This window comes from Paraburkholderia sp. J41 (genome assembly GCF_905220235.1).
Lineage (GTDB): Bacteria > Pseudomonadota > Gammaproteobacteria > Burkholderiales > Burkholderiaceae > Paraburkholderia.
Window position 1 is genome coordinate 1 of record NZ_CAJMZE010000031.1, and the last position, 21438, is coordinate 21438.

Sequence of the window (21438 nt, forward strand, 5' to 3'; positions counted from 1 at the left end):
TCTGAACTCCATTAGCGGCCTCCCGTGGCGATGAGCAAAACGGCGGCGAACGGAACGACGCGAATGCGCGCTGCGCGTCGGATCGTTCGCAAATTGCGGTTGAACTGTTTCATGTAAAGCACCGGCGATGAATGGTTGCGCGAAGCCCTCGCGCGGCGCGCACGGTCTGCTCGAAAGCGGAGCGGGCGCGCGGGGATCGGGTTGAGTCGATGCAGCTTCAGACGCGGAACACGCGCGCTCGCACGTCTCGCCAGCGCGCAGCGAGTCGCGAAGTTTCGCGGTTGGGCATCGTCGGCGCGGGCGTGCGGTCACGCGCGCCGATCACATCGGGATGGAGGGAGTGCTGCGTTTGCGGCAGGCGCGGCAGAAGAAGGCCGAAGTTCATGCTGATCTCCACGCGTCGAAAGCGACGCATTGGGAGGAAAGCCAGCAGACCCGGCGGCGCGCTTTCAGCTTATAGGCGGCGCGCCACGGCTCACGTCTGCCCGCTTTCCCCGTTTAAAGTCGAAAGGAAGCGGCATAACGGATAACTGTCACTGTCAGACACGGAACTCCTCCTTATCGTCACGGCGGAGCGCTTCGCGCGGCTCGCTCATTCGGAGCGAAGCGGCGCAGCGCGACGCATGTGTCGATCCGGCCGGCGCGCGCGAAACCGGAACGGAGACGCGGCACAACGATCGGACCGTGCCGCGAAGGCGCGACAAACGGCGGCCCACGGCGCGATATCGGCCGCGCGCTGCACCAGAAAGCCCGAGATGCGGACTGGCGCTGCGACGTCGGTCGACGCTAATTTGAGTGCACGAGGATTGACTGCTGGGCGCGCACCATCTGCCTGGCTGGCAAGACGGCGGCTGAGAGAAAGGGAGCGCGGACGTCCTGCCGGTCAGGCAGCGAAACTGTTCGAAGATCGACTACTGCTACTGTCCAAGGCGTCAGCCCCTTTTGTTAAGACCGGCGAATTTTAGTCACGCCGACTGTCCTAAGTCAACACGATTCGCGCCTGGCGTCAAATCTCGTGCCAATGCCGCCACAGCGCCGACTGGCCGGCTTTCCCGGCAAACCTTCAACGCCCTTTCACTTGCAATTCAATAGAAAGTACAGGACGCGATTCGGGGCGTGGTTTTTGTCGACATGCGTGTTCTTCGCGACTTTTAACGCGGTATTTCGCGCTGCGTTGACGACAACGGCCATCGACATCTCAGCGAAAGTAGCCGCGCCGATTGCGTGACGTTTGCAATCGCCGTGCCCGCTCCTGCGCTTTGGCGTTTGCATTTGCGTTGCGTTGCGTTGCGCTGCGTTGCGTTCAGGCGCGCTTGCACACGCGCTGCTGGCCGAATTCACCCGCGCTCATTCGCTCCAGCCGATCGCTCGCCTCGGCGAGCACCCACATCGGCGCGCTTTGCAACTGCGCGTCGTAGACCGAAATGATTTGCGCGAGCGCCGTGAACGCCGCGGCCTCCAGCCGCCACCCGCCGCCCGCATTGCCTCGGCTGAAGCATTCGAGCAGGGCGGCGTCGGCGGCCTGGATCTGCTCGGCTTCCAACCGGCCATAGCCGGCGTCCGCAATGGATTGCGCGAGGACGTGCGCGTGCAGCAGCGCGCGGGCGTCGTCGGCGCTGCCCCCCGTGCCGTCGGGTCGAACGGCCGCGAGCGCGAGATGCACTTGCAGCGCGAGCTCGTTGGCGGCGACGTGCAGCATCGGCAGCAACAGGGTTTTGCTGCGGCGGCCGCGCGCCTGCGCGCGTTGCGGGAAAGGAATCGGCTTGGCCATGAGGTCGGGCGCGTAAGAATCTGTTCCGTGCAATAACGGCACGACGCGCCGAAGGTTAAGCGGGAAACTTCGGACGAATGTAACTATCGGTGACAGGGATGCGGCGCGCATGGGGGCGGCGGTGCGACGGGTGTCGGTGCGGCGGTATCGGCTCGCCAGTTCGCCGGTTCGCCGGTTCGCCGGTTCGCCGGTTCGCCGATTCGCCGGTTCGCCGGTTCGCCGGTTCGCCGATTCGCCGATTCGCCAGTTCGCCAGTTCGCCGATTCCCCGCCCGCCGAAACGCCGGACGCCGACGTCAGCGCGGCTCGCTTTCCCCGCGCCGGGCGGCGACAAATGCGTCGATATGGCGAATCGCCTGCTCGCATTGGTCGAGCGTCAGCAAATGGATCGACGGATTGGGCAGATCGAAACCCAATTCGCCCGCGAGCCAGCGAATCGCCTTGCCGCGCGCCTCGAACGCGTTCACGTTGTCGCGGCGCATTTTTGCGGCGACAAGCGGCTCCAGCGCATCGTGCAGACGGCTTTTGGCCTCGCGCAATCCGGCGTTGGCAAGCCGGCCGAGCGGCACATTGCGCGTGCTGCGCGCGGGCACGCCGATCCACGCCTCGCACGGCGTGCAAACCCAGAGCGGGCCGTGATCGTCGCGATACGGATAGGTTTCGTCGCCGAAACGCGTGAGCAGCGCTTTCGCGCCGCAGTAATCGCATAGCGGCTGCGGCAGCGCCTTGACCGGCCGGCCTACACGCATGCGGCGCTCCTTTGGACGTGATTCGTCGATGACATGGCGAAGAACATGGCGAAGAGTGACGGCAAGCCGCCATTATCGACGATCGGCGTGCGGCGGTTCGTTGCGCGCGGTCGCGCGCGGCGCGCCCTAACCTGCGCCCGCCGTCGCGCGCGTTTCCTCGCGTTCGAGCGTGCGCGTATCGCGCAGCGCGGGAAAGAGCCGCATCCACAGCAGCGCGACGCAGATCGTCGCCACGCCGCCCACCAGCACGGCGCGCTGCGCGCCCCACCAGCCGGCCGTCAGCCCCGACTCGAATTCGCCCAATTGATTCGAAGTGCCGATGAATAGCGAATTCACGGCGCTCACACGGCCCAGCTTTTCGTCGGGCGTGCGCAACTGCACGAGCGACGTGCGCACGACCACGCTCACGACGTCGGACGCGCCGAGCATCGCGAGCGCGACCAGCGACACGCCGATATGGTGCGAAAGCCCGAACGCGATGGTCGCAAAACCGAACACGATCACGCCGCCGAACATCGCCATGCCGGGGCGGCGGCGCAACGGAAAGTGCGCAAGCCAGATCGAGCCCGCCAGCGCGCCCGCCGCCGACGCCGAGCGCAACAACCCGAGCGCGATCGGGCCCGCGTGCAGGATGTCGCGCGCGAACACGGGCAGCAGCGCCGTCGCCCCGCCGAACAGCACGGCGAACAGATCGAGCGAAAGCGCGCCCAGAATCACGGGCTGCGAGCGAATGAACGCGATCCCCGAAAACACCGATTCGAGCGTGACCGGCGCGCGCGAAGGCGGCTTGGCGCGCAGCGGAATCGTGCCGGAAAGCACGGCCGCCAGCGCGAACGCCACCGTGCAGGCGATGAACGCGTGCGACGGCCCGAGCCCGTACAGCAAGCCGCCGAACGCCGGCCCGACGATGTTCGCCGTCTGATTCGCCGAGGTCGACCACGCCGTGGCGTTCGGCAGTTGCGGACGCGGCACCACGCCCGGCAACAGCGACGAAACCGCCGGAGACTCGAACGCTCGCGCCGCGCCCACGCACGACGCGAGCGCATAAATGATCGGCGCGCTCAGCCAGCCGCCCACCGTGCCCGCCGCGAACATGAGCGCCGCCGCGCATTCGACGACCTGACACGTCGACGCAATGCGCCGCCGGTCATACCGATCCGCCACATGGCCGACGACCAGCGTCAGCAGAAACATCGGCAGAAACTGCGCGAGGCCGACCAGACCGAGCGCGAACGCGCTGTGCGTGAGCGCGTAGATGTGCCACCCCATCGCGACGGCCAGCATCTGAAACGCCAGCGACGACAGCACGCGCGTGCCGTAGAAACGCTGGAAGCCGCGGTTGCGCACGAGGTTGGGCGGAGCGTCGGGGGCGGAAGTGGTCATGAACGGCCGAAAGGGCGTGAAAACGGGCGCGCGATACGCAAGGCCGACAATTTTAGTGCATGCGACACAGCGCCACAGACCTGTCAGCTTTTCGAACACGCGCACGGCTCGCCCGACAACCCGAACCGGTCCGTTCGTTATATCCTATGGAATATAACGAATTGCGGGAACAAATCGGCATGAGCCAGGAAAGATGGGAATGGGCAGGAAGCCGGTGCCCTGCGGGCGCTGCTTCGACGCAAGCGACGAGCGGGGCGGACGGCCTCGCGGCCACGATCAGCACGTTGCGTCCGCTTTCGGGGCACGAACGCGATTACGAGCGGGCAGGGCTGATTCGCGACGTGATCGACGCGTTCCGGCGCTTGCGCAATAGCGTCGAGCGCTTCGAACGCATGCTCGCGCAAGGCGAAGCCACGACGGCGCAGCCGGCCGCTTCGCTGCAACCGCTGCTGCTGGCGCTGTCGAAACGTGCCGATGCCGCGCGTTTCGCGCGTCAGCGCGAACTCAAGCGTGCGATTCGCGACGCGCGCCGACTCGACAAAACGCGCGATGCGTTGTTCGGCGACGCGTTTTGCCTCGATACCGACGCGCTGCGGCGCACTGTCGGCGAGCTGGAGCGGCTCGATGCGGTTTTCGTCGGCCTGGGCGTCGGGCATGTGCTCGAGCAGCACGCCGCGCGCGCCGGCGCGGCCGAGGAAACCCGCGCTTCTACGCGTGAAACACAACGCCCTACTCGCGCGGACACCGCCTTGCGCATACGGGAACCGACCGTTTAAGCGCGCTTTTTTGGCGATTTTTGCCCATTTTTGGATTTTCGCGGTTCGGTCGCTTCGCGACATTCCGCCACCGAATCGGCGTTATATTCCGTGGTATATTGCGATGAGCCGTCGGCTCGCGGCCCTGCGCGGCATCAGGCAAACGCCAGCGCCGAAGCCGCTCCACGCGCATCGACGCTTTGCGTTCCGCAACGGATCAGAGGTCATCATGCACGCACCGCCGTTTCGACTCGCCCGCACGCCCACCGACGCGTCGCCGAACGAAGCCCATCTGCGCGCCTTCGCGCCCGCCGGCTGCTGCGGTCCTTCGCAGGCCGAAATCGCGCGCGCCTCGCGTCAGCGAACGCGCCTCGTCGAACTCGACGCCCATTTGCACTGCTCGATCATCGGCACCTGCCTGAGCACGCACGAACTGCGCAAGCTCGTGCCGAAATTCACTGCGCTCGACGGTCAGCGCGCCAGCGATCTCGACATTCACCACGCCGCCGTGGAACTCGCGATCGAAGGCGGCGCGGGCGGCAAGGCGCTGCAAAAGGCGCTGGACGCGCGTTACGCGGGCGCGGTGCGCCGCTTTTCCTCCGCGCGCGATGCAGAAGCCGTGCTCGCGCTCTGGAACGAAGCGCTCGCCAACGGCGACATTCCGCCCGCTTACTGGGCGCTGATGACGCATCCCGCCACGACGATGGAAGTGCGCCAATCCGCGTTCGGCGAGCTGCATATGCTTTCGCATCTCGTGGGCGCGGCCAATCGCGCGGACTTGCGGCGCCTCGTGGCGCTCGAGAAGGAAAACGCCGGGTTGCAGACCAAAATCGAGCGCCAGCAAACCCGCCTGCACGAGATGAGCCGCGAGCGCGACGCCGCCCGCGAAGCACTCGAAGCACTCGAAGCGCAGACGGCGCGCCACGCCGCGCAGCAGCAAGCCCGCGCGGCAACGCCCGCGCAGGCGCAGATCGACGCGCTTCAGGAAGCGCTGGCGGCGCGCGACGCGCGGGTGGCGCTGCAAACGAGCCGCCGCGAAGCCGCCGAGCAGCGCGCCAACGCCGACGCCGAGGCGCTCAAAACGTTGCGCGCGCAACTCGACGAAGCGCACGCGCTCATCGACGCGCTGCGCGCCGAGGCGCACGCGATGGAACAGGCCGCGCACAGCGAGGGCGACGCGGCAGGTCAGCGTTCGCTCGCGCAAGACGCGCTCAAGGACCGCCGCATCGTGTACGTGGGCGGACGGCCCGGCTCGAATCACGCGCTGCGGCGCTGGGTGTCCGCGGCCGGCGGCGAATTGACGATACACGACGGCGGCCTGGAAGACCGCAAAGGGCTGCTCGCGGCCGCGCTCGCCAATGCCGATCTCGCCGTGTTTCCCGTGGACTGCATCGACCACGATTCGATGAACATGCTCAAGCGCGTGTGCGAACGGCATCAGGTGACGTATCACCCGCTGCGCACTGCGAGCCTCGCCAGCTTCGTCGAACTGATGATGCGGCTCTACGCCGGTCAGGCCAGCGAAACGGGCGCGGCGAACGACGTGCCGGCTTTGAGCGCCGTGCCGCTTTCGCGCTTCTGCCTGCGGCACGGATAAGCGCGCACTCGGCTCATTCGGCCGGGCGCTTGATGAGTTTCGTGAGCGCTTCGATTTCCGTTGCGCATACCGCGGCGGCTTGCGCCTCGATGTTGCGGTACAGGCGAATGATTTCCTCGCCCACGGGCGTGAGCATGCTGCCGCCGCCGCTTTGGCCGCCATGCTCGGAGACCGTGGCCGGCGAAGCCAGCGCGCGATTGAGTTCGTCCATCAATAGCCACGCACGCCGGTACGACATATTCATGCTGCGCGCCGCCGCCGAAATCGACCCGTGTTCGCGCACCGCTTCGAGCAGCGACACCTTGCCCGGCCCGAGCGCGATCGTATCGTCTTGCGTGATGCGCATGCGAAAGCGCACCTGCGGCTCGCCCCTGGCGGCGGCGCCTTTCGCGCGGGCGGCGCCCGCCGTCTCCTGAACAGGCGCGCCCGCTGGCGTGGAGTCTTGAGTGGGTTTTGTCATGCGCGAAAGCATACACGATGGGTGCGGCGCGCCACACCCTGGCCAAACGGCTATAAACGGCTAACGTGGCCGGCCCGGACGGCGGCCGGGACAGCGCTAGCGCGGCGGTTCCGTGCGCGGAAAACAGAAGCCGAAGTCCTCGCAGCCGGGGCATCCTGGAGCGGGACCGGGCGCTTCGCCGCGCGCCCTGGCCAGCTCGCGCGCGAGCAGCTTTTTCCAGCGCAGTCCTTCCACGTTGCGCGCGACGATCGCGGGAAAGAAGCGCTCGAGCATGCGCGTGACGTCGTCGCGACCGCGCAGGCCCAGGTCGCGCCACAAATGATCGGGACGCAAGCACGCCTGCGCGACGATCGCGGCCAGACAGCATGCGTCGTCGGTATTGACTTGCGGCGCGGCGAGCGCGAGCAAAAACTCGCGCATGGCCGAGGCGAAGGCCGCGTGCGATGCGCCCTCGCTCATGTCGACGATGCCGATCATCGCGTCGCGCAGGGAATCAACGTGTATCGCGCTCACGAAATGCCGCGCCGCGAGCGCTTCGAGTTGCGCGCGCGAGACGCCGAGCAGCGCCAGTTCGCCGCGCACTTCGCGCGCCGCCACGAGCCGCGCGAACAGCCACGCGTCGGCGCTTCGAGCGGGCAACGGCGCGCCGGTCAGCGCGTCGCAACGCGCCGCCGCGAGCGCCGGGAGATCGGTGGATTCGGGGTTCATCGCGCGCCAATAGCAATAGATGAGCGGCGTGAATCAAACCGCCGCGCTTATTCCACGCCGACGATCACGCTCGACGCCTTGAACAGCGCCGCCGCCGCCGTGCCCGCCGCGAGGCCGAGCCGGTCCACGCTGTCGTTGGTCACGATGGCCGCGATTTGCGCGCCGCCCGGCGCCGCCAGCACGACTTCCGCGTTCACCGCGCCTTTGGTTACGGAGGAAACCGTGCCTTCGATCACGTTGCGCGTGGACACCTTGCTCGCGTCGCCGCCGACCATGAGGATCACCGACGAAGCCTTTACGAGCGCGAAAGCGGGCTTGCCCGCCGCGAGGCCGAGCGACGCGGCGCTGCCGTGCGTGATGATGGCGACGATCTCCAGGCCGCCTTCCACGCTGAGCGCGACTTCGTCGTTGACCGCGCCGGCCTTGATCGCGCTGATCTGGCCGGAGAAATGATTACGGGCGCTGGTGCGCATGAGGATCTCCGCAAGTGACCGGCATGTGACACGCCGGCGTCGTTCGTGAATGGAGCCCCAGTTTAGCCGCGCGAGCGGGACGCGCACAGCCGGGCCGCCGAAAATTGGCCATTCGGATGAGTACATGAATGCCGCAGTCCATCGTAATATATGGGCCTTTATAACGGTACGGGGTATCGAACATGTTTATCCGTAAGCTGCTTGCCTCAGTCGTCGTGATGACCGGTGTCATCGGTATGAGCGGCGTGAGCGCCAACGCGTTCGCCGACGAAAACGACGTCGACGTGCTCTACGCGGGTTCGCTCGTGAATCTCATGGAAAAAAGCGTCGGCCCCGCGTTCGAGAAGGAAACGGGTCTGCATTTCAAGGGCTACGCGGCCGGCTCGAACAAGATCGCCAACGAAGTGAAAGGCAAGCTGCGCCGCGGCGACGTGTTCATCAGCGCGAGCCCGAAGGTCAATTCGAGCCTCATGGGCGAAGCCAACGGCAATCACGTTTCGTGGTACGTCAATTTCGCCGAATCCCCGCTCCTGATCGGCTACAACCCCAAGAGCCGTTTCGCGAACGACTTCAAGACGAAGAAGTGGGATCAGGTGTTGCAGGAGCCGGGCATTCGCCTTGGCCGCACCGACCCGAAGCTCGATCCGAAGGGCGCATTCACGGTCGAACTGATGACCAAAGCCGCGCAGGCGTACAACCAGCCGGATCTGGTCCAGAAAACGCTCGGCGCGCCTGAAAATCCCGAGCAGGTGCTGCCGGAGGAAACGCTGGTGGGTCGCTTGCAGTCGGGCCAGCTCGACGCGGGCTTCTTCTATTCCACCGAAACCTCGGACCTGAAAATTCCGGCGATTCACCCCGCGCCCGAATTGAAGATCAAGGCCAACTACACGCTGACGATCCTCAACGACGCGCCCAACAGCGCCGGCGCCGCGCGCTTCGTGAACTTCCTGCTTTCCGCCGAAGGCCGCAAGCTGCTCGCGCAACACGGCGTGGACGTGACGAAGCCCAGCGTAAGCGGCCAGGCCTCGGCCATTCCGCCTTCGGTGCAAGCCGTGATCGACGCGGCACAGCAGTAAGCGCAACCATGAAGCAACCCGCGCAGCGCGCCGCCAGGCCGCTCTGGTGGCTCGGCGCGCTGCTCGCGTTGTATCTGTGCGCGCCGTTTCTCGCCGGCATTCCGCAAATCGGTCAGGCCGACTGGGCTGGCGTCGACTGGCATCAAACCTGGTCGGCGGTCGGTGTTTCGGCGGCCAGCGCGAGCGTTGCCGCCGTCGTCATTCTTGCGGGCGGCGTGCCGCTCGGTTACTGGCTCGCGCGCTCGCGGTCGCGCGCGGTCGCGCTGCTCGGCTTCGTCGTGCAATTGCCGCTCGCGTTGCCGCCGCTCACGAGCGGCGTGCTGCTGCTGTTTCTGGTCGGTCCGTATAGCGGCATCGGCCAGCTATTCGACGGCGCGCTCACCGATTCTTTCACGGGCGTCGTGCTCGCCGAAACCTTCGTGGCCGCGCCCTTTCTGATCGTCGCGGCGCGCTCGGCGTTCACGGCCGTCGATCCCGTCTACGACGACGTGGCCGCCACGCTCGGTCATCACGCCGCAAGCCGCTTTTTCCGCGTCACCTTGCCTATCGCGTGGCCCGCCATTCGCGCGGGACTCGCGCTCGCCTGGCTGCGCGCGTTCGGCGAATTCGGCGCGACGGTGATGGTCGCGTATCACCCGTATTCACTGCCCGTGTACACGTATGTCGTGTTCGGCGGACAAGGCTTGCCCGCGATGATGCCGTTGCTGCTGCCCACGCTCGCCATCGCCATCCTCTGCGCGGCGCTCTCGGTGTATCGCCGCGGCGCGCGCGCTTCGCAAGCCGTGAGCCAGGACAACGGCGACGAACTCGCCGCGCTCACGCCCGCCGCCGCCGTTGCCGAAACCGCCGGCTTGCGGCTCGCTTTCGCGGCGCGGCGGCATCTGGGCGCGTTCACGCTCGACGTCGCCTGGCAGCCGCAAACGCGCCGCCTCGCGATCATCGGGCCTTCCGGCTCGGGCAAGTCGCTGGTGTTGCGCATCGTCGCGGGGCTCGAACCCAACGAAGCCGGCCCGGTCACGCTCGGCACGACCGACCTTGGCGCGCTGCCGCCCGAGCGGCGTCAGATCGGGTATATGCCGCAGGACTACGGTCTTTTTCCGCACATGACGGTCGCGCAGCAACTGGCGTTTCCCGTCGACGCCGACGCCGCGAGCGCGCGTTACTGGCTCGCGCATCTCGGTCTCGACGCGCTCACGCAGCGCTTGCCGCGTCAGCTTTCGTTCGGCCAGCGCCAGCGCGTCGCGCTCGCTCGCGCGCTCACGCGCCACACGCAGTTGCTGCTGTTCGACGAGCCGTTCGCCGCACTCGACACGCCGCGCCGCCGCCGTTTGCAGCAGTCGCTGCGCACGTTGCAACGCGAGATCGGCGCGGTGACGGTGATCGTCACGCACGATCCCGACGAAGCCGCATTGCTCGCCGACGAAGTCCTCGTGATCGAGCATGGCCGCGCGCTCCAGGCGGGCGCAATCGACGAAGTATTCCAGCGCCCCGCCACCTCGCGCGTGGCCGAATTGCTCGGCCTGCACAACGTGGGCGAAGGCACCGTGACCGCCAGCGGCACGATCGAAACGCACGGCGGTTTGCATCTGCCGTGTACGCAGGCGGGACTCGCCGCCGGCGCGCGCGTGATGTGGCGCGTGCAGCCGCGCGCGCTCGTGGCAGCGCCTGCCGGGCATTGGCATGCGCGCATCGGCGGCACGTCGCTGCGTCACGGCGACCGTTACGTGTCGATCGAACTCGAAGGCGAAACGTTCGACATTGCCGCCGACGACTGGCCGGCCGCCAAACCCGGCGACGCGTTGCGCTTCGAAATCGACGCGAGCGGCGTTTCGGCATGGCCTCTAGTTGAGTCCTGAAAAAGCTCACCTTTGGCGATAGCGGCTCGGACAAGCTGGATTGAGGCGCTTCTAAAGGACCGCTTTTTCAAGGGCTTTTTGCGTTCTTCGTTCGCTTGTTGCCTGCCTTTTTTACGCGCAGACTGTGCGTTCCCGAAAAGGCTCACCTTAAGGTCGAGTTCACGCGCGCGAGGCGATGCTTGAGGCAAGCAGCGTACGCGGGAAATGAATCGCATCGAATAAACCTGGGAATCCCAGGAAAATGTTTTAGCGCGCATGTAGCGCTTTTCACGTACCTGGGATTACGAAACAGCGAGCCGCTCTCTCATTTGCGGTGAGGCGCAGGCGGTTTGCGCACGAACCGTTCGCACTCCCGACGCTTGCTCCCGAATTCCCTCACCTTTACGCTTTCGCGCTTTCGCGGGCTCAAATAACGATACGGCTGTGCTCGTCGAACAAGCGCGGCAGCGGTTGCAGGTCGGCGCGCGCGAAGCGCACGAGCGAGAACGCGCGCTTGCCCTGCGGGCTAGCAGGCAAATGCGCAAGCGGAAAAACCAGCGGCGTGCCGCCACGCGCCGCGCCGTCTTCGATCACGACGTTCATCGGTGTCAGAAAGACCCGGCGCATCTCCACGTTCGCATGTTGCGCGGAATTCGACAGCACGTTGCAGATCACGTCGAGTTCATGTTCGAGCGCCTCGCTCTTGAGGCCGAGCGCCGCGAGTTCGCGTTCATTTTCGGCGATCTCCGCGTCCACGCGCGCGACTTCGGCCACGTTCGCATTCGACTCCGCGCCCAGCATCGTGTGCGTGCCCGCGCCGCGACGCGTGAGCAACTGGCGGCGCGTGCGCAGCAGCGCGCGCTCCTGTTCCAGTGCATCGCGACGCGATTCGTCGGCGCTGATCTGCGCGAGCGCTTCGAGCGCGATTTGCTCGACCACGCGTTGCACGATCTGATTGCGCAAATCGGCTTCGCTTTCGCCGCATACGCGCACCTGATGATCGTCGAAACTCAGCGTGGTTTGCGCCACGTCGGTATGCACCTGATCGCCGTGTTGCGCCACCCCGAAGCCGCGCCGCTCGACCATCGCCATGCCGAGCACCGTGTATGCTTCGCGCGCGAGCGGGTGCGCGTCGAACCAGGCGTGCAATTCCGGCGAGCGGCTCATGATGTGAGCGACTTCTTCCGGCGCGGCAAAAAACGCGTGAACGTAGGGGTCGGTCATCCATGTGGCCGCACTCGCCTCGCGCGCGGCGGGCAAGCCGTTCACGATGCCGCTCACGTACTCGATCGAGCGTTCGAGCGCGGGCGCAAGCCGCTCGCGCCATTGCGGCACGAGATTGAGCGTGGGGCTGAGCACGAGCAGCCTGCCGATCAAGGCTTGCAATTGCGGCGATTCGGGGGCGTGCTGCGTGCGAGCGCGCGGCCACAGCTTGTCGAAAAGACTCATTGGAAACTCCATCGCGAATGGGCGACAAAGACGCGTCAATCGACTATATCGCCAAACGTGCGGCAACGCAGCAATACGCTCGCGCGTTACGTGTTCCCGGAAACCCTCACCTTTTTGTTACGTAACGCGCGAGGGATTGGGTCCACACGTAACATGAAGCTGGGTAACAGTGCAGAGGATTTTTATTTTTGATCACGCCGCAACGCGTAGCAGTATCCCGCAAGCCCTCACCTTTCATTTCATAAAAGGCGCTTTTCTCGTGTCGACGGAATTACGTCGGGCTCGCGCAGGCGTCCATCGCCTTGCGTGCCATGCGCTCCCCGCAAAGGCTCACCTTTCCTGCGTTTTCCGCAAAAACGCTCCTGAATTCCCTCACCTTGCCGGCGAAGTCGTTGCATCCGAAAATCATCGAAATTTAGTTCGCATTCCCAATCAATTGCGGTCCGAACGCGGCATCGAAAGATCGTTTCCTACGCAACGATTACGACACGGACTGAAGCCTTGCATTTCGGGCACGTTGCTTGCACAGGCTTCGCGCGTTCGCCGTGCGGCACATCGGGATAAACCCGTCTCCCGTTCCCGCTAAGCGTGAAGGCACAAGCAAACAACACAAAACCGCGCGTTTTTAGACGGTTCGTTCAATTGACAGCGGCTGATGTCATGATCCAATCTTCTGCGCATAATTAAGACATAGAGAGGCAGACACATGTTGGAGAGCATTGTCCGCAGTATGGTGCTGGCCGCCGCGGCGACCCCCTTGCTGGTTGCATGTGGCGGCGGCAACGCCAGTGACCCGGCGCCGATCAATCCCGCGCAATGCTCGGGTTCCACGTGCGCGAATCAAGGTCCGCCTCCCAGCGCTACCGCCGCCACCGCGCTATGCCCATCGGCTGCGGATATCGCCGCCAACACGTATCTTGGCGGCGCGGGCAGCGGCGAAGTCGTGAGCCTCAAGATCGACCCCACGGCCATGACGTACTCGCTCACGTTCCTCACGTCGCCGATCCCGGTGGCCGCAAGCTCCGTGCAGAACACGCGTGCCGGGCTAACGATCACAGGCGCGGTGCAGCACCCGCCCACGGGCGCGCTGCCCACCGCCGCGCAACTTGCGTGTGCGTTCCAGCTTCAGGCCGGCACGGGCACGATCAACGGCAGCACGTACACCACCGCGTACAACGCCAACAATCCGCCCACGGTGTATGTGGGCTTCGGCGTGGCGGGCGGCGGCATTCCGGGCGCAACGGTGAACATCGACGGCGACCCCACCGCCAACTTGTTCTTCAGCGGCCGCCAGGCGCGCACGTTCGACTTTTATCCGTTCATCGGCTTTTCGTCGGTCAGCACGAATATCGCGGATTTGCAGGGCTCTTATAACGCGCTCTCGTATCACATTCTGCCCACGAGCAGCTTCGCGCCCGCCGCCACCGTCACGCAGGAACAGTACGACGCAAGCGGCAATTGCAGCGTACCGAGCGGCGCGACCAACACGAGTTGCGCCACGGCCGCGAACCCCTGGACCGCAAGCGCGAGCGGCAACTACTTCGACTCCGCGAGCGCTCCGCATATCGAAACGCCCACGCCGTTCCTCGCCGGCGCGCTGGCCAACCGCAGCGCGGGCAAAGCGCATCTCATCATCGGCAAGCTCAACGGCGCGACGGTGCCGGTGGTCGTGCGCACGGGCTACGTGAACGAGAACCTGACGTCGCTCGCCGTGGACGACGAATCGGGCATCGCGCTGCTCGCCCCCGCCACGAAGCTGGCTTCGGGCGCGTTCGACGGCAGCTACATCGGCGCCGATTCCAATTTCAACTACACGGCCACGCTCATCAACGGCCAGCAAGGCGGCTTCCTCAAGCCGTCGACGATGGTCACGCAGAGCCAGTTCTCGCTCGATTACACGCAAACGCATCCGGGCCTGATCGGCGTGACCGACGCGCAGGGCAATGCGGGCAACGTGATCGCCGTGGGCGGCCTCTACGGCATCTTCATCAACGGCGAGGAAAACGGCGGCGTGGTCTCCACCTCGGCCAACAGCGCCACGCCCAACCAGCCGTACTTCGGTGTTGAAGCGCTGATCCAGCCTCAGTGACGCAAACCGCGGTCGCGACGCCTCAGCGCGTCGCGATCGCCAGTATTTCGCACTACGAATCAAAACCGTGAAGGTCGCGCGGGCCGCGCTGCTCGCGCGCGCCTGCTCACAACAATACTCTGGAGACGCGGTATGAAATGGAAGCTTTTTGCGGCGCTCTCGGTCGCCGTTGCAACGGCCGGCGCATTGAGCGCATGCGGCGGCGGAGGCGGCAGCAGCCCGCCGCTCGTCGAAACCGCGCTGTGCCCCACCTCGCTCGATTACAACACCGTGTACACCGGCGGCGGCGGCGACGGCGAACTCGTGAAATTGCAACTCGACACCGCGAAGAAGACGTGGCAGATCACCTACGTCGAATCGCCGATTCCGCAAACCACGGGCACGGTCACGCCCACGCGCAAAGGACAGGTGGCCAGCGGCACGCTCACGCAGGAAACCGGGCTGCCCACTGCCAAGCTCAATCAGTGCGCGTTCCAGCTCAACGGCGCGAGCCTCGATCCGGCGCGGCCGGCGCGCGTGTTCATCGGCGAAGGCGTGGCGGGCGGCACGATTCCCGGCGCGGAAATCCAGTTCGCGGGCTCGGGCGGCATCGGCGTGGTGCCCGACACCAAGTTCCCGTACTACCCATTCATCGGCTTCTCGTCGATCGAAACGAACATCGCGAACGTGGCGGGCACGTGGAATCAGCTCGGCTATCACCAGGTGCCGTCGCAGAACTTCCTGCCAACCGCCGTCGACGCGAAGATCACCATCAACGCCGACGGCACGTGGAGCGAATGCGACAACACCGGCGTGAATGCGGGCAAATGCCAGCAGCCGGGCACCAACCTCGTGCAGTCGGCGGACGGCAGCGGCGCGTTCGAAACCGATCACTTCCAGGGGCAGGTCAAGCCGACGCTCGTCACCACGCAGCCGGCCGCGAAGGGCTTCATGATCGTCGGCAAGCTGCGCAACCAGCTCGTGCCCGTGCTGATTCGCACCGGCGTGGCGTATCCCACGATCGGCGTCGATCCGCAAAGCGGCGCAACGGGTCCGGTCGCCGACGACGAATCGGGCATTTCCGTTCTCGCGCCGCAAACGGCCGTGGCGCAGGGCTCGCAGGACGGCGAATACATCAGCGTGGACAGTCAGTTCGACTATCGCACGCTCGCGCTGACCGGCGCGCAAGCCACGCTGCTCGATCCGTTCAACGCCTCGCAGGCCGCACTCGCGACGGCGCTCGATCTCAACTTCGCGCAGGCGGTGCCCGGCATCGTCACGACCACGCACGTCGGTGCGTCGACCGGCAGCACACCCACCGGCAAGATGATGTTCACGGGCGGCGTGTTCGGCTTCCTCGACATGACGACGCCTTCGGCGCCGTACTTCACCGCCGGCGCATTCGTGCAGTAAGCATAACTAACTAACACGGTGGCGGCGTCTTTCGAGGCGTCCGCGACGAGGTGAGCCGCTCCCGGCCGTCGCGCGGCAAGGCAAGCGTGACGGCGGGGCAGCAAGGCGCGCAACGAAGCGCACGAACGAGGCACACCCGCATCTGGGAGGACATCATGAGACGCATAGCAGTGGCGGCGCTGGCCGCCGGGCTGTCGATGAGCGCGCACGCACAGCACGCCGGCGACAACGTGGTTGCATTGGGCTGGTTTCACGTCATGCCGCAGGATTCGAGCACGCCGCTCACCACGCACGTCGCGCCGGTGCCGATCAACACGCCGCTGCGGCTGCCCAATTCGTTTACTTCGGCCGGCACGGGGCTTTCCACGTCGAACGCGGACACGGCGGGCCTCGTCATCAGCCATTTCTTCACGGACCATATCGCCGTGACGTCGGTGGCGGGCGTGCCGCCGACCTTCAAGCTCTACGGTCGCGGCACGATTCGCCCGCCCGGCCCCGCGGGCGCGCTCGGCAATCAGGATCTGGGCGATCCGGCGACCAATCCCCTCGTCAAGAGCGTGCGGCAGTGGAGTCCGGCCGTGATCTTTCAGTACTATTTCCGCGACGCCGACGCGAAGTTCCGCCCGTTCGTGGGTATCGGCGTGTCATATAACTGGTTTTCGGACATTCAGCTCAACCCGAACTTCGTGAAGGCCACGCAGGACGATCTGGGCGCGGTGCTCGCGGCGGGCGCGGGCAAGCCTGGGCAAACGCAGATCAGCGCGAAGGCGTCGTCGTCGTGGCAGCCGGTGTTCAACCTCGGCGCGACCTACAACATCACGTCGCATCTCGGCCTCGTGGCGTCGCTCACGTACATTCCGCTGAAAACCACGTCTTCGGTGATCGTGAAGGCCGCCGACGGCAGCGAGCTTGGCGTGAGCAAGGCCGATCTCAAGGCCGATCCTCTCATCACGTTCCTGGCGCTGTCTTACCGGTTCTGAGGCGCGCCGTGGCCGCGCGCAACGACGCGGCGCGCGGGCGCGCCCGCAAGCGCACGGTCGTGCGAAGGCGCGCGCTCGCGCCTTTCCCGCCGCTCGCGCTAGAATCGCTGCATGCCGAAATCGCCCAAATCCGCAGCCGGCGCCGCCGTGAACGACACGGCGCCCGTGAGCGAATACACCGTCGACGAACTCGCCCGCGTGGCGAACACGACGGTGCGCAACGTGCGCGCGTACCAGGACCGCGATCTGTTGATGGCGCCCGAGAAACGCGGGCGCGTGGGCATTTACAACGACTCGCACGTCGCGCGGCTCAAGCTCATCAATCACCTGCTCGCGCGCGGCTACACGCTCGCCAACATTCAGGATCTCATCAAGGCGATCGACGACGGTGGCGATCTGCGTTCGATTCTCGGGCTCGAAAACGCCATTGGCGGGCCGTGGACGCACGCGCGGCCCAAGACATATTCGCTGCCGCAACTGATCAAGCTGTTTGGGCCGCAAGCGCCCAGCAGTCTCGTGCGTCTCGCCGAATTCGGGCTGCTCGAGCGCCAGGGCCTGTCGTTCGTGACGCGCAATCCCGCCATGCTCGATGCGGCCGCCGCAACGGTGCGCGAAGGCATTCCCGCGCGCGAACTGCTGGACGTGCTGGAAGAAACGCGCCCGCATTTCGACGCCATTGCGCGCGTGCTCGTGGCGATGGTGGTGCGTCACCTCGACCGCTACGATCAGGGCGCGCTGCCGCCGGCCACCGACATGCCCGCCCTCGTGGACGCGATCTGGCGCTTGCGGCCGCTTTCCACGGTGTTCGTCGAGCACGAGATCGTGCGGGCGCTCGAAGCGCAATCGAGCGATTACCTAGGCGGCCGCGTGGCGACGATTCTCGACCAGACGCTCAGAACGCGCGCCAACGCCGCGGCTTCAGCGACGGCTCCTCCGGCGACAACGCCCGCGCGTCCCGCACGTCCCAGTCGCGCGACCGCGCAATCCGCTCAATCCGCGCCGCGCAAAAGCCCGGCGCGCGCCACCGCGCCAACCGCCAAAGCCACCGCGCGGCCCGCCAAGAAAACCACGCTCAAGAAGCGCTGATTCTTCGCTCCCTCGCCTTTCCGCGCGCGCATAGGTTGCGCGCGCAGGCGCCGCCGCACGCCGCTTTCAGGCATACGCACCCCTTTATTCGCCTTAGACGATTTGCGATTAGAACGCTTCGTCTAGCCGCTTGCGAAATGGCGTATCACGAACTATCTTTACATCCATCAATGTCACAGTAAAAGATGGTTAAACGGAGACGTCACGCATGAACGCACCTGCCGGCCTACCGGATTCAGTCGGCATCGCCATCATCGGCACCGGTTTTGCCGGTCTGGGCATGGCAATCCGGTTGCTGCAAAGCGGCAACGAGGACTTCGCGGTGTTCGAGAAGGCCGATTCGCCCGGCGGCACGTGGCGCGACAACCATTACCCCGGTTGCGCGTGCGATGTGCAGTCGCATGTTTATTCGTTCTCCTTCGCGCCCAATGCACGCTGGACGCGCATGTTCGCGCCGCAGCCCGAGATTCGCGCTTATCTCGATCGTTGCGTCGACACATACCGTCTCTCGCCGTGGCTCAATTTTGGCCACGAACTCACGAACGCGACCTGGGACGAGCGCGCGCACTGCTGGCGTCTGCGCTTCGCGAACGGCAAGCGTCTCAGCGCGCGCGTGCTGATCTCGGCGATGGGCGGCCTGTCGCGGCCCGCGCTGCCGAACATCGCCGGACTCGGCACCTTCGAAGGCAAAGCGTTTCACTCGCAGCACTGGGACCATGCGTATGCGCTCGAAGGCAAGCGCGTGGCCGTGATCGGCACGGGCGCGAGTGCGATTCAGTTCGTGCCGCAAATCGCGCCGCGCGCAGCGAAGCTCACGCTGTTCCAGCGCACGCCGCCGTGGATCATGCCCAAGCCCGATCGCGCGCTTACGCCGTTCGAGCAATGGATGTTTCGCACGCTGCCGTTCACGCAAAAGCTCGCGCGAACGGGGCTGTACTGGATGCTGGAATCGCGCGTGCTCGGCTTCGCGGTGCATCCCGGGTTGATGAAGCATGTGCAGAAGCTGGCGCTGCGTCACATTCGCCGTCAAATTGCCGATCCCGCCTTGCGCAAGACCGTCACGCCCGACTACACGATCGGCTGCAAGCGCGTGCTGATTTCGAACGACTACTACCCGGCGCTCTCGCGCGACAACGTGCGCGTGGAGACGAACGCCATCGAACGCGTCGACCGCAGCGGCGTCATCACCGCCGACGGCACGCATCACGAAGTGGATTGCCTGATCTACGGCACCGGGTTTCAGGTGGCCGATCCCTTCGCGCCGGACACGATCGTCGGGCGCGGCGGCATGGATATCGTCGATACGTGGCGCAACGGCGCGCATGCCTACCTCGGCACGAGCCTGCCTGGTTATCCTAACTTTTTCATGCTGGTGGGGCCGAATACCGGCCTGGGCCATAACTCGATGGTATTCATGATCGAGTCGCAGATCGAATATGTCCTGGGCGCGCTCGCGGCCATGAAAGCCGACAAGGCCGATTCGATCGAAGTGCGCCCGCAGGTCGAAGCGCGCTACAACGAACGCATTCAGCAAAAGCTGGGCCGTGCGGTCTGGTCGGTGGGCGGATGCAAGAGCTGGTACATCGACCCGCGAAACGGCAAGAACACGACCTTGTGGCCGGGCTTTACCTGGCGTTTTCGCCGTGCCACCGCGCGCTTTTCCATCGCCGATTACCAGGTGTTTCGCGCACCCCATGCCGGCGAGACCGAGCCGGCATTCGCAGTGGCAGCGCAATCCACCGAAGCCGCCTGAATGCAGCTTACGCACGCACCCTACCGACGCACACGGAGCCGCCCCATGAAACGATTCGACAACAAGGTTGCCGCCATCACCGGAGCCGGTTCCGGCATGGGCCGCGCGCTCGCGCTCCAGCTCGCCGCCTCCGGTTGCCATCTTTCGCTCGCGGACCGCAATGCGCCCGCGCTCGAAGAAACGGCACGTATCGTCGGCACGCTTTCGCCCGCGGTGCGCGTAAGCACGTGCGTGCTGGACGTGAGCGACCGCGAGGCCGTGTTCGCATGGGCCGCGCAAACCGTCGCCGAGCATGGCGGCGTGAATCTTGTGTTCAACAACGCGGGCGTGGCGCTTTCCAGCACGATCGAAGGCATGTCGTACAGCGATCTCGAATGGATCGTGAACATCAACTTCTGGGGCGTCGTACACGGCACGAAGGCGTTCTTGCCGCATCTGAAAGCCGCGCGCGACGGCCATATCGTCAATACGTCCAGCGTATTCGGATTGTTCGCACAACCAGGCATGAGCGGCTACAACGCCACCAAATACGCCGTGCGCGGTTTCACCGAATCGCTGCGCCAGGAACTCGACATGATGCGCTGCGGCGTTTCGGCAACCTGCGTGCATCCGGGCGGTATCCGCACGAACATCGCGCAGTCTAGCCGCGTCGCGCAAAACATGGTCGGCTTCATGGTGGAAAGCGAGCAGCAAGGCAAGGACGACTTCGAGAAGTTTTTCATCACGAGCGCCGACGACGCCGCACGCGCCATTCTCAACGGCGTAAAGCGCAACGCCCGGCGCGTGCTGATCGGCCGCGACGCGCGCGCCGCCGACTGGCTCGCGCGCACGCTGCCCGCCGCCTACCAGGCGCTCGTCGTCATGAGCGCGCGGCGCGAGGCCGCCAAGGCTCGCCAACGCGCCACGCGCGCGGCCACGCCGTAACCGCATAACCAGGCAGGCGAACTACGCAGGCGCAAAACAGGGAGCAACATCATGATGCCGATCCGACGCGACATCCGCTTCGCGTTACCGCCCGAACGGGCTTGCGACTGGCACGTCGAAGGCGTGCCGGTCACTCACTTCTTCAACGCGCTTTCGCTGCTGTTTCCGGCGGGCGAGCGCTTTTTCATGGACTCGGTGCGCCACTATCGCGACCGCATCGAGAACCCAGAACTCAAGCGCCAGGTAATGGGCTTCATCGGCCAGGAAGCCATGCATACGCGCGAGCACGTCGAATACAACGATCTGCTGCAAGCCTCCGGCTTGCCCGCGCACAAGCTCGACAAGCGGCTTTGGGCAATCCTCAACTTCGCACGCAAGGTCTTGCCGCCTTCGCTGCAACTCGCGCAAACCGTCGCGCTCGAACACTACACGGCCATGCTCGCCGACTTGCTGCTCGACGAATCGAGCCCGCGCATCGAAGGCTCCGTGGACGGCTACAAGCAGATGTGGCTTTGGCACGCGCTCGAGGAAACCGAGCATAAATCGGTATCCTTCGACGTGTGGAATGTCGTGATCGAGCCTGGCGTGAAGCGTTATTTGATGCGCACCGGTACGATGCTCGTCACCACGGCGCTGTTTTGGCTCATCGTGTTCGACTATCACTGTGCGTTGCTGCGCGCGCATCGGCGCGGCCGCGGCAAGGTACGAGGCATGGGGAAGCTCGTGAAATTTCTCTACGGCCCGCGTCATGGCGTGTTTCCCGGCATCGCGCTCGAATGGCTGCGCTTTTTCAAGCCCGGCTTCCATCCGTGGGATCACGACAATCGACGTCATCTCGCGCGCATCGACCCGCTCGTCGAACAGATCGACGCGACCAATGCCGAATATGCCGCGCAGGCCGCACCGCGCCGCGTGCCGTTGCATGCGGCGGCCACGCCGCGCGCCGTATGAGCGCCGCG

The 21438-nt window shown here is 65.5% G+C and carries 18 protein-coding genes; 11 read left to right on the top strand and 7 right to left on the bottom strand.

Annotated elements, in window-relative coordinates:
* Positions 1-1303: 1303 nt before the first annotated feature.
* The 3 genes from U5805_RS24955 to U5805_RS24965 all read right to left on the bottom strand — a co-directional run bounded on the left by U5805_RS24955 (position 1304) and on the right by U5805_RS24965 (position 3902).
* Positions 1304-2104: a hypothetical protein gene (locus tag U5805_RS24955; protein WP_322106183.1), complete on the bottom strand. Its 801-nt coding sequence runs from the start codon at positions 2102-2104 to the stop codon at positions 1304-1306.
* Positions 2067-2519, bottom strand: a complete 453-nt coding sequence (locus U5805_RS24960; protein ID WP_322106184.1) for a zinc-finger-containing protein — start codon at positions 2517-2519, stop codon at positions 2067-2069. The genes U5805_RS24955 and U5805_RS24960 overlap by 38 nt, the downstream gene beginning before the upstream one ends.
* Positions 2520-2645: 126 nt before the next feature.
* On the bottom strand, positions 2646-3902 hold the full coding sequence (locus U5805_RS24965; RefSeq protein ID WP_322106185.1) for an MFS transporter: 1257 nt from the start codon (positions 3900-3902) through the stop codon (positions 2646-2648).
* Between the two features lie 179 nt (positions 3903-4081).
* Here U5805_RS24965 and U5805_RS24970 point away from each other — a divergent pair, with 179 nt between their 5' ends.
* Both U5805_RS24970 and U5805_RS24975 read left to right on the top strand, forming a co-directional pair.
* Entirely contained in the window at positions 4082-4678 is a 597-nt protein-coding gene (locus tag U5805_RS24970; protein WP_322106186.1) for a hypothetical protein, read from the top strand.
* 208 nt (positions 4679-4886) lie between these two features.
* Entirely contained in the window at positions 4887-6254 is a 1368-nt protein-coding gene (locus U5805_RS24975; protein ID WP_322106187.1) for a DUF2325 domain-containing protein, read from the top strand.
* Positions 6255-6267: 13 nt separating this feature from the next.
* Here U5805_RS24975 and U5805_RS24980 read toward each other — a convergent pair whose 3' ends face one another.
* From U5805_RS24980 to U5805_RS24990, 3 genes are all read right to left on the bottom strand, one after another.
* Complete coding sequence (locus U5805_RS24980) at positions 6268-6600, bottom strand: winged helix-turn-helix domain-containing protein (protein ID WP_322106238.1); 333 nt, start codon at positions 6598-6600, stop codon at positions 6268-6270.
* Between the two features lie 210 nt (positions 6601-6810).
* Positions 6811-7422, bottom strand: coding sequence for a nitrogen fixation protein NifQ (locus U5805_RS24985; protein WP_322106188.1), 612 nt, complete (start codon positions 7420-7422; stop codon positions 6811-6813).
* A gap of 47 nt (positions 7423-7469) precedes the next feature.
* Entirely contained in the window at positions 7470-7895 is a 426-nt protein-coding gene (locus U5805_RS24990; protein ID WP_322106189.1) for a TOBE domain-containing protein, read from the bottom strand.
* A gap of 182 nt (positions 7896-8077) precedes the next feature.
* Here U5805_RS24990 and U5805_RS24995 point away from each other — a divergent pair, with 182 nt between their 5' ends.
* Both U5805_RS24995 and U5805_RS25000 read left to right on the top strand, forming a co-directional pair.
* Positions 8078-8971, top strand: coding sequence for an extracellular solute-binding protein (locus U5805_RS24995; RefSeq protein WP_415914662.1), 894 nt, complete (start codon positions 8078-8080; stop codon positions 8969-8971).
* An 8-nt stretch (positions 8972-8979) separates the two neighbouring features.
* Positions 8980-10827, top strand: a complete 1848-nt coding sequence (locus U5805_RS25000) for an ATP-binding cassette domain-containing protein (protein WP_322106190.1) — start codon at positions 8980-8982, stop codon at positions 10825-10827.
* Positions 10828-11232: 405 nt separating this feature from the next.
* Here the strand turns inward: U5805_RS25000 and U5805_RS25005 are convergent, their stop codons facing one another.
* The gene (locus U5805_RS25005; RefSeq protein ID WP_322106191.1) at positions 11233-12255 is read right to left on the bottom strand and encodes a hypothetical protein; all 1023 of its coding nucleotides are present in this window, start codon (positions 12253-12255) and stop codon (positions 11233-11235) included.
* 706 nt (positions 12256-12961) lie between these two features.
* On the opposite strand from U5805_RS25005, the gene U5805_RS25010 reads away from it, so the two are divergent.
* The 7 genes from U5805_RS25010 (at position 12962) to U5805_RS25040 (ending at position 21430) form a co-directional block, all read left to right on the top strand.
* Positions 12962-14344: a DUF2957 domain-containing protein gene (locus U5805_RS25010; protein WP_322106192.1), complete on the top strand. Its 1383-nt coding sequence runs from the start codon at positions 12962-12964 to the stop codon at positions 14342-14344.
* 132 nt (positions 14345-14476) lie between these two features.
* The gene (locus U5805_RS25015; RefSeq protein WP_322106193.1) at positions 14477-15736 is read left to right on the top strand and encodes a DUF2957 domain-containing protein; all 1260 of its coding nucleotides are present in this window, start codon (positions 14477-14479) and stop codon (positions 15734-15736) included.
* A gap of 155 nt (positions 15737-15891) precedes the next feature.
* Complete coding sequence (locus U5805_RS25020; protein WP_322106194.1) at positions 15892-16716, top strand: OmpW/AlkL family protein; 825 nt, start codon at positions 15892-15894, stop codon at positions 16714-16716.
* Between the two features lie 111 nt (positions 16717-16827).
* On the top strand, positions 16828-17802 hold the full coding sequence (locus tag U5805_RS25025) for a MerR family transcriptional regulator (RefSeq protein ID WP_322106195.1): 975 nt from the start codon (positions 16828-16830) through the stop codon (positions 17800-17802).
* A 208-nt stretch (positions 17803-18010) separates the two neighbouring features.
* Positions 18011-19555, top strand: a complete 1545-nt coding sequence (locus U5805_RS25030) for an NAD(P)/FAD-dependent oxidoreductase (RefSeq protein WP_322106196.1) — start codon at positions 18011-18013, stop codon at positions 19553-19555.
* 45 nt (positions 19556-19600) lie between these two features.
* Positions 19601-20479, top strand: a complete 879-nt coding sequence (locus U5805_RS25035) for an SDR family NAD(P)-dependent oxidoreductase (protein WP_322106197.1) — start codon at positions 19601-19603, stop codon at positions 20477-20479.
* Positions 20480-20530: 51 nt separating this feature from the next.
* Positions 20531-21430, top strand: a complete 900-nt coding sequence (locus U5805_RS25040; protein WP_322106198.1) for a metal-dependent hydrolase — start codon at positions 20531-20533, stop codon at positions 21428-21430.
* The last annotated feature ends 8 nt before the right edge of the window (positions 21431-21438 follow it).